This window comes from Mesorhizobium sp., from assembly GCF_004962925.1.
Classification (GTDB): domain Bacteria; phylum Pseudomonadota; class Alphaproteobacteria; order Rhizobiales; family Rhizobiaceae; genus Mesorhizobium.
On record NZ_SUEO01000213.1, the window covers coordinates 1 to 11,010 of the forward strand.

Consider the following 11,010-nt stretch of genomic DNA (forward strand, 5'->3'; position numbering starts at 1 on the left):
CCGATGCCATCGGCTACTATGGCGCGCTGCTGCCGACAGGACGCAGTTGCGAAGATAGCTGGGTCGTGGCGTCGGCGCTGGCACCGCTGACGCAGCGGCTTCGCTTCCTTGTCGCCGTCCGGCCGGGCCTGCAATCGCCGACGCTAGCCGCGCGCATGACCTCGACGCTCGACCGCATTTCCGGCGGACGCCTGCTCATCAACGTCGTCACCGGCGGGGATCCGGTCGAGAACAAAGGCGACGGCATCTTCCTCAGCCATGACGAGCGCTATGAGGTGACGCGGGAATTCCTCGACATCTACAAGGCGGTGCTTCGCGGCGAGACCGTAGCGTTCGCAGGCAAGCACTTCCGTATCGAGGACGGTCGCCTACTGTTTCCGCCCGTGCAGACGCCACATCCGCCGCTCTATTTCGGCGGCTCGTCCGATGCCGGTAACGCGGTCGCCGCCGAACAGATCGACAAATATCTGACCTGGGGCGAACCGCCGGCGGACGTCGCGGCAAAGATTGCCCATGTGCGCGGTCTTGCCGAGAAAGCCGGGCGCCAGGTGACTTTCGGCATCAGGCTGCATGTCATCGTCCGCGAGACCAATGATGAGGCCTGGGCCGATGCCGACCGCCTGATCAGCCGCCTGGACGACAACACGATAACCGAGGCGCAGAAGGTTTTCGCGCGCATGGATTCCGTCGGCCAGTCGCGCATGAGCCGGCTTCATGGCGGCCGCCGCGACAAGCTCGAAATCAGTCCGAACCTGTGGGCTGGCGTTGGCCTGGTGCGCGGCGGCGCCGGCACCGCCCTGGTCGGCGATGCGGCGACAGTTGCGGAACGGATCGAGGAATACCGGCGCATTGGCATCGATAGCTTTATCCTGTCCGGCTATCCGCATCTGGAGGAGGCCTATCGGTTCGGCGAACTGGTGTTGCCGTTGTTGCCGCTCGATCATGAAATCTCGACCCGCCCGACGGCCGTCAACATGGGACCGTTCGGCGAAACGGTGGCCGGCGACCATCGGCCTTCGGCACCGCGCGCGAGTCAGTCTTGAGCGCCAGAGACTTGGGCAGGGGACCGGTCGTAGCCATCATCGGTGGCGGCTTTTCCGGTGCGGCGACCGCGTTTCATCTTGCGCGGCTGCTGCCCGCCGGTGCTGCCGATATCGTGGTCGTCGAGCCCAGAGACGGGCTCGGCTATGGCCTGGCCTACTCGACGGCCGATCCTTCACACCGCATCAACGTGCCGGCGTCGAGAATGACGCTGATCTCCGGCCAGGACAGCCACTTTGCCGATTGGCTGGAGCAGACCGGCGCGATTCTCGACGATGCCGAGGCTATTGCCGCAAATGGAGCACTCTACCCACAGCGACGCGTTTTCGGGCGCTACGTGGAATCTTATCTCCAACCCTTTCTCTTCGGCAAAGTGATCCGTCATGTCAGGTCCGCCGTCGCGTCAGTCGAGCTCAGTGGCCAGGGCTACATCCTGATTCTCGCTGATGGAAGGACGCTCGCAGCCGACGCCCTAGTGATTGCGGCGACGCATCCGCCACCCGCCTTGCCATCGGCCCTGCGGTCCGTGGCTGCTGCAGCCCGGCTGTTGGCCAATCCCTATGATCTCGGAGGGCTGCAAGCGATCGGCCGCGACGACCATGTGCTCGTAGTCGGCACTGGACTGACGTCGGCGGACATCATTGCCACGCTGGACCGCAATGGGCATCGTAGCCGCATCGTCGCGCTGTCACGTCATGGTTATCGTTCGCGCAGCCACGCGGTGCTCCCGGTCGACCCGATTGGTGATTTCATCAGTCTGCCTTCACGCAGCGCAACAGTGATGCTCAGACGCATCCGGGCCACGATCCTAGATGCCAAGCGTCGGGGCGAAGACTGGCACCCGGTGCTCGATGCCGTCCGACGTCAGGGACAAATCATCTGGCAGGCCCTGCCGCTCGACGAGCAACGCCGCCTCGTGCGCCATTTGCGCACGCTGTGGGATGTGCATCGCTTCCGCATCGCGCCACAGGTCGCGGACGTGCTCGATCGCCGCGTTGCCGAAGGCATGCTCGCCTATCGCGCCGCATCGATCGTCGGCGCCGAGCAGGTCGACGGGCGCATTCGCGTCGCGATGCGGCCAAGGCGCCAACCCACTCAGACAACCGAGACGTTCGACAGGGTGGTCGTCACGACCGGGCCGGCGCATGCCGATATTTTCCGGACCAACACAGCAATTGCCGATCTCGGGCGAATGGGACTGGTCCGGCTAGACCCGATTGGCCTTGGCCTGGCGACCGACAGCCAAGGCCGTGCGCTCAGCACTTCCGGCCGACCGACCGACAGCATTTTCGTCAGCGGGCCGCTGGCGCGCGGCAGCGTTGGCGAATTGATGGGAATTCCCGAAGTCACCGCGCATGCCGAGCGTATAGCCGCTGAAATCCACCAATGGCTTGGATACCAAACGGCGTTGCGTCGTAAGGCGTCGTGAAGCTGCAAACACGACGAGGCTATCCAGATGACACTCACCGAGCGTATTGCGAAGTGGAAGCCCATCGTGTCGTAAATAGGCCACTGGTCGCGTGCCGCTCCTGGCGCTTTTAGCAGATCCGCTCGACCTCGGAGGTGCCGATCTCCATGCCCAGACTTCGCACCGGCGTCCACCGCTTTGATGACGATCCGAGACGATCAGCCCACCGCGGCGGGTCGAGAAAGCACTGGGCGGGAAGACGCCTACAGCGAGGCTGCTCGCCTTGTGGCCGCAGAGAGGGAAAGAATCTGCCGCCGGACATCGACTTCAGTGGTTTAGAGAAGGCGGCTCGGCAGCGACCTCTGCGTGAACCCAGACGCCTTGAAAAGCCCGATGCGTCCGGATTTTTGGCGGTGATCTTCATCAAATGCGATGAGCTGCAATTTCTGGCGACGGCCACGCTAAGGGCGGGCCTCCAGCACCATGTTGAACGGTGTCTCCGCGGCGCGACGCAATCGCTTGAAGCCGCCGCCGGTCACCACCTTGCGCAGCCTCGCCTCACCGGCCTGGGCTCCAAGCGCGAGCCCGACTTCCTGCGACACGGACGCGGGCGTGCACACGAACGTGGAAGCGGCATAGTAAACGCGTCCGACGGGATTGAGGTTCGCCGCCAGATGATCATGCGCGAACGGCTCGACGATCATCCACGTGCCATCCGGCTTGAGCGATCCGTGGACATGGGTGGCGGCGCCCGTCGGGTCGCCCATGTCGTGAAGGCAATCGAAGAATGTGACGAGGTCGTAGGTTCCGGGATAGCTCTTGGCGGCCGCGACGTCGAACCGCGTGTTGACGCCGACGCCGGCTACCTCGGCCGCCTTGCGGGCGCGCTCAATCGAAGGGGCATGATAGTCGAAGCCGACGAAGCGCGAATTGGGGAAGGCCTGTGCCATGAGCACGGTCGATGCACCATGACCGCATCCAACATCCGCGACGTCCACGCCGCGTTGGAGCTTCTCGACGACGCCCTCCAAGGCCGGCAGCCAGGAGTCGATCAGATTGGCATTGTAGCCTGGACGGAAGAACCGTTCCGTACCGCGAAACAGACACGCGCTATGATCGTGCCACCCGACGCCATTGCCGGACTGGAATGCCTGCCTCACCTTTTCTTCATCGAGCCACAGCGCGGACAGGAACTCGAATGCGCCTGCCATGAAGGCCGGGCTGTCTTCATCGGCGAACACCAGCTCTTGCTCGGCGTTGAGATAGAATTTGTCGCTCGCTTCGTCGTAGTCGACGTAGCCCGCCGCCGCCTGCCCGGAAAGCCATTCCCTTACGAGGCGTTCCTGGGTGCCGGTGCGTGTCGAAAGTTCGGCGGCCGTCATCTTGCCGCCTTCGCGCAATGCCTTGAACAGGCCGAGTCTGTCCCCCAGCAGGACTCCCGCGCCCGTTGCGATCGCACCGAGATCGCCGACCATTTTCCCCAAGAATGCGTCCAACTTTTCCTGATTCGCTTCAGACATCTGAATCTCCCTTTGGGTTCAATCTCTCCAGGCGACGGAGCCGTGCTCGTCATGAGGCGCCTTGAGCATCAGATGCTCGAAGACATGCAGATATCCCCGGCGGCTCATCCGCGCTGCCGATCCTGCACCAGACCATATAGGTGACGACCGGCGCGGTGGTCGGGAATGACAGCCACCTCCATGCCGTTGAAAAGCAGGAAATCCGTCACTTTGCCCTCGTCGGTAACCGGCGGAGCCGGAGTGGTCGTCACCAGGGCAAGCCCTGTTGCAGCAGGTATCCTTGGGCAGCCTGTCATAACATCGATGACTCCGGTTGTGGTGCCGGGGCGGGCGATCAGGGGCCAAGTGATTGTTCCGCGGCGGCTGTATGTTGTGGTAAGGTGATCATGCGAATTCTTGTTGGTCGGTCACGTGTTTTGCGGATGACCCGCATGTACTGTGCCAAATGAGAAAACCATTCAAACGCAATCCAGTAGATCTGACTGTATCCGACATTGTCGGAATTTGGACATCGCCGAACGCGAAGCGCTCGGGGCTTGTGACGATACTTGAGCGTGCTGCTTCGGAGGAGGGATGCGCCTCGAACCGGCCGCGAGGCCTTTTTCTGGCAACGGATATTCCGGCCGGGTTAGGCCGCGAGGAAAGCGACGGTGAATAAGAGGTAGAGGACCAACCGTTTTGAGCAGGTAGTTGCCGTGTTGCGCCCCCAGGCAAAGGCCAGCACCACGGAGCAGTATTTCTGGTGGCGATACTACAACGCCTTTAAGTGCCGGTTACCCGTTTTTACCCAGTTGGCCTGGTGCATTCAGAGCGAGGTCGTTGGAAACCGCTTATTGTGGCTATGGGCGAACTCGGGATGGAGGAGTGGGCGATTATATATTTGACAAACCCAACGGGATGAGCGATAACGATTCCAAGGAGTTAAAGCCATGTCCGTTTTGTCCCGCCCCTACTTCCACGACGAAGCCGCCGCATTCGAGCATGTAGAGGCGATGCTTTGGCCGCAGGGTCCGGTCTGCCATCACTGTGGATCAATGGATAAGCACTACAAGCTGGCTGGCGTTCGCTCCAAGCCTTCGAAGAAGAACCCGCACGGCGTCGAGCGCCATGGCCTCTACAAGTGCTCGGCCTGCCGTGCCCAGTTCACGGTTCGCATGGGCACGATCTTCGAGGAAAGCCATTTGCCCCTGCACAAGTGGTTGCAGGCCATCCACCTTATGTGCTCGTCAAAGAAGGGCATTTCCTCGCACCAGCTCCACCGCGTTCTGGAATGCACCTACAAGACGGCTTGGTTCCTGTCGCACCGCATTCGCGAGGCCATGCGCTCGGATGACTTCACGCCTATGGGCGGCAACGGCAAATTCGTTGAGGTTGACGAAACCTACATCGGCCGCCTTGCTGGCGTTCCGAAGCAGAGGACCGGCGCGGCTCACAAGAACACCGTGCTTACCCTTGTGGAGCGTGGCGGCATTGCCCGCTCATTCCATATCGACAGCGCTTCGGTTGCCCGCGTCCTGCCGATCGTCAACGCCAACATCCACAAGGAAAGCGTCTTCATGTCGGACGAGGCGCGCGTGTACGACAACATTGGTCCCGAGTTCGCAGCCCATGGCAAAATCAATCATGGCCGCGAGGAATACGTTCGCGGCATCGTCCACACCAACACCGTGGAAGGCTATTATTCGATTTTCAAGCGCGGCATGAAGGGCGTTTACCAGCATTGCGCCGAACACCATCTGCACCGCTATTTGGCTGAGTTTGATTTCCGCTACTCGAACCGTTCGGCCATGGGCATCGAGGACAACGTTCGCTCGCTCATCGTCTTGAAGGGCACCAAGGGCAAGCGCCTGACTTATGGGGGGCCTCGTCAAAGCGAGGCATGAGCACTACCGCAAGCCGGTCCAGTTGAAGCTGCCGCTATGGAAGTACGAAAAGCGGAAACGGCGCTGCTAAAGGCTCATTTCGGAACCGGAATGAACAATCAAGTGACACCCGCTTGATTTGGTTGACGAACTAAATCATATTGCTGATGCGGTTGGCACCCAATGATAAGCGCCCCGGGGCGCTCCTCTAAAAAAGGTAGTTGGGAGTGCGGCCGCTTTTTTCTTGTCAGTAGTAGTGCTTGTCGCCGTGCTTCCACAGGTCGAATTCGTACGTGATTTTGTCACGGATGAGTTCATAGGAGCGGGTATCCTTGCCGCCCGATTCCCATTTTCGTTGGATGGCCCAAGTGCAATAGTCGGCTATCTGCAAACATGGATCTGTGTTGGCAGGCCAGAACGCAACCCGCCAGCTATCACTGCGAATCTTCTGCTTCACTACGTCCCTTACAGAGTCCTCGAATGCGATCCGCTTTTTCTTGGTTCCGATAGACGCGACGGTGATCATGATTTCGTTGGCCGCCTTAAGATAAGCATCGGACGAATTCTGAAAATGGAAATGCCAACCGATCTTGTAAAATCGATCCTCTGTGACTCGCACCTTTGGAATGGCTTTGGACTTTTCCATGATGGTCGCTTGGATGGTGAACTTCTCATTCGCCAGGACATCAAAGACAGCGTTGCGCACCTCTTGCCGATCGGTCGTGGCGTGGAAGTAGTCGCCTAGCGGCGCACCTTGCCAAGCTAGGTCACGTCTCAACTCCTGAAGTTTGATGCCTATGCTGCAATCGGGTAGAATGGCCGTGCAGACGATGTAATAGCGGCTGACATTTTGCGCCTTGGAGAAATTGAAACAGCCAGCTTCATCGGCGAACAGAAAGATTCGACTCATGCCAGACAAAGAAGCAGCACAGATCGAAAAGTTCAAGCAAGCAGCGCGTGAACTGGAAACCGACCAGTCAGAGGAAGCCTTTGACCGCGTGTTGAAGAAGGTGGTGAAGGCCGCGCACCCTAAGGACGACAAGGCACCGCCGCAGCCTAAGAAGGCCTAGTCATACGGGCTGGGTGTTGACCGGTTAGCTTAGCCTTTTTTCGCGTCCGCCTTTTGGCCAGCAAACCGTCCTTCATATCCCTTTGTGGGAGTGCCAAGCGTCTGCTCAAAAATCAATTGGCAGATCTTCATCCCTATCCGTAACCGCACCGGCAGCTTATTGTGGTTTACCATCTCAAGTCTGATCTGACCGGTAAAACCAGCATGAATGGTAGGGGCCGTCAGGTGGATGCCAATGCCCAATCTGGCCAGCGAACTCTTTCCTTCCACTCTCGCGGCAATCCGAGAATGAATTTTCAGCTCAACCACTTCACGAGTCCAAGCTAGGACCATCTGGCCGGGCTTAAATTCGTAACCGGCATCGGGATCAATCTTGATGGGACTGGTTGTCTCAACCATCACCTCTTCGTGATTGTATCCCTTCTCCGAAGGATCGATGCAAATACCCAAGCCAATCTTTGGGTCTTTAAAAACGGTGAGCAAATCACCGAGAGTTAGATCGAGGCTGGTGGAACTGTAATATGATAGGTCAGGGACGGGCTCTATTCTTATCGCTTCTGTACTGATTGCGATTTGGATTTCTCTGTCGGTAAGTATCATAGCCCGTCCCCCGTTTAGTTTTTTAGTCTACGACTAACCCTTGCGGAACCCACACCCGCCATGAACCATTGATTGTCTCGCGGGGCAACTCAACTAAGAGATTTGAGTCCTCACGATCAACTGGCCAACCAATATCCAAACTATCGCCACTCAGCGAGCGATGGTGAACCACCAGACGTTCTGTTCCCGCTACTGTGTCAAGCGATACAACCACCTCGCCAGGATGGTTTCCTTCGCCGATCTGTTTGACCTTTAGTTTCATCAATAACCCTCCATGCTGCTTTTAGTTCTTTTTTTCACAAGATCGAATCGACGTTGATTCGCATATGGTCTCGACACGGTTTCGTCACATTCTCCGTGGGAGTGCTTTCTGAGTCACAGGGAACATAACATGAACAGTGTGGCCCAGATTTGACAACTAAGCGAATCACAACGTGTTTCAAGTGTCGCCGACGCTGGGTTAATGAACCGTTCGCCGGGTTTGTCAAATATATAATCGCCGAGGAGTGGACCCAAAAATTGGCAAAATGCCCCAGGGAGGATTACATGGGTCGCTCATTCCCCGTACTCGTTACAGGTGCGCGTCGCTACGCAAACAGCTTGCTTTTGACTTGGCGTTTTTTGCCGTCTCGGCATCGCTCACTAATTCGGCCGCTGCCGACACCGTGAACTGGCGTCAATTCGAAGGGACCAGCATAACTTGGGCCTACGACATCCACCCCTATGCGGATGCTCTCGCTGCGCAACTTCCGGAGTTCGAGAAGCTGACCCGGCATCAAGGTCACGCCGGAACTCTACCCAGACGATTCTTACTGGAACAAGATGACGATCCAACTGACGACGAAGTCGCCAGCATGGGATGTGTTCGGCACTGGCATTCAGCCCGCGTAGGACCTCGCTCCGAGTGGCGCCCTGGAGCCGCTGGACAAATACCTGAGCGATCCGAAGCTTACCGATGCTGGATACGACTACATTACGTGGACATGATCAAGAAGTGCGCGGCTCCTTCCTTCGCCAATGATAACTGGTACCAGGTCGTGGACGGCATCTCGTCCGGCCGCACCGCGATGACGATCGACTCAAATATGTTCGGCTTCTGGAACGATGTTGCGGGGAAGCCGGCATCCGGCAAGATCGCCTTCGCTCCGCCGCTGCACGCACCGAGCGCCACGAGCTTGGATTCTGACATCTGGATCTGGGCTCTCGCCATGAACGCGGCTTCCGAAAAGAAGGGCACGGCCTGGCTGTTCATCCCGTGGGCCACCTCCAAGCAGGTGGCGCTCAAGGGTGCCCTTGCCGGCCAGCTCGTCAATCCGCCGCGCACGTCGACCTGGCAGGACGACACCTGGACTAAGTACGCTTCGCAGCCCGAGTTCAACAACTTCGTTGACAGCTTCAAAAAGATACAGGACCACGCCGCGCTGGCTTTCACACCGCGTGTCGGCTTCGGCGAAGCCATGAACGCATGGGCCGTGGCGATGCAGAAGATGGTAAACGGCGATGACGTCGAGACGACGTTGAGGGCGCTTGCCGAAGAAATCCGCACTGGCCTCTGATCAAAAGGAACAGGGCAGTACTATTGCACTGCCCTGTTCCCGCCAACGGCGGAGATCACGCCGTGTCACCCCAAGCACTTAAACCCAGCGTGCCGATGGCAGCCGAAGGACCTGGCGCGCGCGCCTCGTCCGGTTCGGCTTCGCTGGAGGGGCGTTCCATCGACTGTTTCAGCCTTGCAATCATCCAGGCGCTGGCCAAAAGCCAGATGGAGCGCCGGCTCAGGAACCGGCGCAAAAACTCGAGCCTGCCGGCGCTGATCGAGCTGGTGCTGGCGCGGCCGCTGGTGTCGGCAGGTCTGGTCGCGGCCGAGCTGAAAATTAGCCAGCGCGCTGCGCTCGGGCTGGTGCCGAACTCGGCATCCGTGAGGTGACCGGCAGGGGGCGCTACCGGGCGTGGGGCCCCGTTTAGCTGCGGCGGGCTTTGGCGAAAGCGACAGCACTGATGATTTTTGCTGTACGCTCATTCTCCCTCATCTGCGCGTTGACAGAAAACCAGCAGCCGAGGGTCACAGCACGCTGTGCTCCCCGCGATTTCCGGAAAACCAATGAAAAACGACTTTGATCGATCGCGCGGGACGTATCATTCAACCATGTCGAGAACGGGCGTGACGGCACGTACACTATGGACCGAGAGAACTTTGTCTGGCGACTTTGCGCACGCCTGCAGAACTCTTCGGAAAACTTCCTTCTGTTGATCCAATGATCGTAATGAGCTGGAGTGGCATCGCCGCTCTCCTCGGTTCTTGCTCTCTCAGTTGAACTTGATGCTAGCCTGCACGAACACGCCGTAGCGCTTTGCCTTCCAATCGTCGGCCTGCGGGGAACCACGACCGCCCATTGCCTCTTCGAAATGAGCGGTGCCGTTATTCGCCACGGCCCAACACCGCCTCGAGCTGGACGCCATGCCCATCGCCGTCTTCGGGAATTAGCTTGATCTTGGGGCGCATGTGGTGCTGATCTTTGCCGTCGAGCCGCGTGAAGAGGAACGCCACGTCACCAGAAAGGCTGAGTCGCTCGGTGAGTTGCGTCTGCCCGGCCAAGCCGAGTCGCAGCGAATGCCAATCGTTGTCCTGGCTGATGAGGTTGACGTAGGTGGGACGGTTGGCACACAGGTTCCCCAGTTGGTCGCCTGCTGCGTGCAACCGAAAGCGTCGTAGCTCTCGTGCCAGAAATTGTTGCCAACAAAAGCACCGATGCGGTAGCGCGGCGAGTTCAAGAAATTATATCCAAGATCGGCGGTGAAATAGCTGACGCCGCCCCCGCGCTGATCACTGAATGTGTTTGAGTAGCCCCCCATTTCCGTAAGAAGTCCTCGTCATGAGAAAACCCTCCCTGATGCCGCCCGCACCGAGGAGGCCTTTACGAAAATGCCAGTCGGATTGTGGATCGCGTTGAAGAAGACTTCACTCGAACTCGCGTCTAGATCGTCATAGGTGAGCCGCGAGACCAGTGACGTACCTTTATGATTGTAAAGTTCCTTCGATGCTTTGCCGGTACTGGGCCAGTAGCGTAGTCCACCCTCGAACGAAAAGACTGAGGCCGCCGACCCGGCTACCGACGCCGACTCGCAATCACCGGCACTCGACGGCGGTTCGGAACTTCTCGGTGCCGCAGCGCCGGCCAAGCCGGACGGGCCCGGTGAAAAATTCGTCGTCGAGGGCAAGGCGCCCGCTGCTTCGCCCGGCCGCGCCGACGATTTTTCTTGGCCGCCAAGGCGGCAGCCTGCGGCCGGGGCCACAACCGAAACGACCACGGCGATCAGTCCGTAAGCTGCCCGGGGCAGCGGAAGGGCGGAAAGCGCCTTCAGGTGGCCGCACAAGTAGGGTCTCGAGACGGACTCAGCGCGGCAGCACGCTCGATCCCATCAGCGCCTCATCGATGGCGCGCGCCGCCTGGCGGCCCTCGCGGATCGCCCAGACGACCAGCGACTGGCCGCGCCGCACGTCGCCCGCGG

11 protein-coding genes and 3 pseudogenes are annotated in these 11,010 nt (G+C 59.3%); 7 read left to right on the top strand and 7 right to left on the bottom strand.

The features are described from left to right. Both ssuD and E5W87_RS29170 read left to right on the top strand, forming a co-directional pair. Nucleotides 1–1,043, top strand: a 1,043-nt coding sequence (ssuD, locus tag E5W87_RS29165) for an FMNH2-dependent alkanesulfonate monooxygenase (protein WP_292405460.1), incomplete at its 5' end; no start/stop codon positions are given. Next, nucleotides 1,040–2,470: an FAD/NAD(P)-binding protein gene (locus E5W87_RS29170; RefSeq protein ID WP_127294305.1), complete on the top strand. Its 1,431-nt coding sequence runs from the start codon at nt 1,040–1,042 to the stop codon at nt 2,468–2,470. The genes ssuD and E5W87_RS29170, both read left to right, overlap by 4 nt. A 440-nt stretch (nt 2,471–2,910) precedes the next feature. On the opposite strand, the gene E5W87_RS29175 is transcribed toward E5W87_RS29170, so the two are convergent. Beyond that, nucleotides 2,911–3,969 (bottom strand): class I SAM-dependent methyltransferase, encoded by a 1,059-nt coding sequence (locus E5W87_RS29175; protein WP_292405465.1) that lies wholly within the window; start codon nt 3,967–3,969, stop codon nt 2,911–2,913. 57 nt (nt 3,970–4,026) lie between these two features. Then, nucleotides 4,027–4,265, bottom strand: a pseudogene (locus tag E5W87_RS29180) (insulinase family protein); the annotation flags it as partial. Between the two features lie 633 nt (nt 4,266–4,898). On the opposite strand from E5W87_RS29180, the gene E5W87_RS29185 reads away from it, so the two are divergent. Then, nucleotides 4,899–5,852, top strand: coding sequence for an IS1595 family transposase (locus E5W87_RS29185; protein WP_292405468.1), 954 nt, complete (start codon nt 4,899–4,901; stop codon nt 5,850–5,852). A gap of 226 nt (nt 5,853–6,078) precedes the next feature. Here E5W87_RS29185 and E5W87_RS29190 read toward each other — a convergent pair whose 3' ends face one another. After that, nucleotides 6,079–6,741, bottom strand: a complete 663-nt coding sequence (locus tag E5W87_RS29190) for a DUF3800 domain-containing protein (RefSeq protein ID WP_292405471.1) — start codon at nt 6,739–6,741, stop codon at nt 6,079–6,081. On the opposite strand from E5W87_RS29190, the gene E5W87_RS29195 reads away from it, so the two are divergent. Further along, a complete protein-coding gene (locus E5W87_RS29195) occupies nt 6,740–6,901 on the top strand; it encodes a hypothetical protein (RefSeq protein WP_164897471.1) in 162 nt (53 codons plus the stop codon). The genes E5W87_RS29190 and E5W87_RS29195 overlap by 2 nt on opposite strands. A 29-nt stretch (nt 6,902–6,930) precedes the next feature. Here the strand turns inward: E5W87_RS29195 and dcd are convergent, their stop codons facing one another. Together dcd and E5W87_RS29205 are read right to left on the bottom strand one after the other, a co-directional pair. Continuing rightward, nucleotides 6,931–7,500: a dCTP deaminase gene (gene dcd / locus E5W87_RS29200; protein ID WP_095488098.1), complete on the bottom strand. Its 570-nt coding sequence runs from the start codon at nt 7,498–7,500 to the stop codon at nt 6,931–6,933. A gap of 22 nt (nt 7,501–7,522) precedes the next feature. Beyond that, the gene (locus E5W87_RS29205) at nt 7,523–7,762 is read right to left on the bottom strand and encodes a hypothetical protein (RefSeq protein ID WP_127294309.1); all 240 of its coding nucleotides are present in this window, start codon (nt 7,760–7,762) and stop codon (nt 7,523–7,525) included. A 349-nt stretch (nt 7,763–8,111) separates the two neighbouring features. On the opposite strand from E5W87_RS29205, the gene E5W87_RS29210 reads away from it, so the two are divergent. Then, the gene (locus E5W87_RS29210) at nt 8,112–9,056 is read left to right on the top strand and encodes an extracellular solute-binding protein (protein ID WP_292405475.1); all 945 of its coding nucleotides are present in this window, start codon (nt 8,112–8,114) and stop codon (nt 9,054–9,056) included. A gap of 188 nt (nt 9,057–9,244) precedes the next feature. Beyond that, a pseudogene (locus E5W87_RS29215) lies at nt 9,245–9,465 on the top strand (helix-turn-helix domain-containing protein); the annotation flags it as partial. 342 nt (nt 9,466–9,807) lie between these two features. Here E5W87_RS29215 and E5W87_RS29220 read toward each other — a convergent pair. After that, nucleotides 9,808–9,930: a hypothetical protein gene (locus tag E5W87_RS29220; RefSeq protein ID WP_280953386.1), complete on the bottom strand. Its 123-nt coding sequence runs from the start codon at nt 9,928–9,930 to the stop codon at nt 9,808–9,810. Continuing rightward, complete coding sequence (locus E5W87_RS29225; protein WP_095488100.1) at nt 9,920–10,198, bottom strand: hypothetical protein; 279 nt, start codon at nt 10,196–10,198, stop codon at nt 9,920–9,922. The genes E5W87_RS29220 and E5W87_RS29225 overlap by 11 nt, the downstream gene beginning before the upstream one ends. 432 nt (nt 10,199–10,630) lie before the next feature. On the opposite strand from E5W87_RS29225, the pseudogene E5W87_RS29230 reads away from it, so the two are divergent. Then, nucleotides 10,631–10,825, top strand: a pseudogene (locus tag E5W87_RS29230) (DUF459 domain-containing protein); the annotation flags it as partial. Nucleotides 10,826–11,010 lie beyond the last annotated feature (185 nt).

Coding starts and splice junctions, on each gene's coding strand:
- E5W87_RS29175 (WP_292405465.1), bottom strand. CDS start 3,969: ATGTCTGAAGCGAATCAGGAAAAGTTGGACGCATTCTTGGGGAAAATG.
- E5W87_RS29185 (WP_292405468.1), top strand. CDS start 4,899: ATGTCCGTTTTGTCCCGCCCCTACTTCCACGACGAAGCCGCCGCATTC.
- E5W87_RS29195 (WP_164897471.1), top strand. CDS start 6,740: ATGCCAGACAAAGAAGCAGCACAGATCGAAAAGTTCAAGCAAGCAGCG.
- E5W87_RS29190 (WP_292405471.1), bottom strand. CDS start 6,741: ATGAGTCGAATCTTTCTGTTCGCCGATGAAGCTGGCTGTTTCAATTTC.
- dcd (WP_095488098.1), bottom strand. CDS start 7,500: ATGATACTTACCGACAGAGAAATCCAAATCGCAATCAGTACAGAAGCG.
- E5W87_RS29205 (WP_127294309.1), bottom strand. CDS start 7,762: ATGAAACTAAAGGTCAAACAGATCGGCGAAGGAAACCATCCTGGCGAG.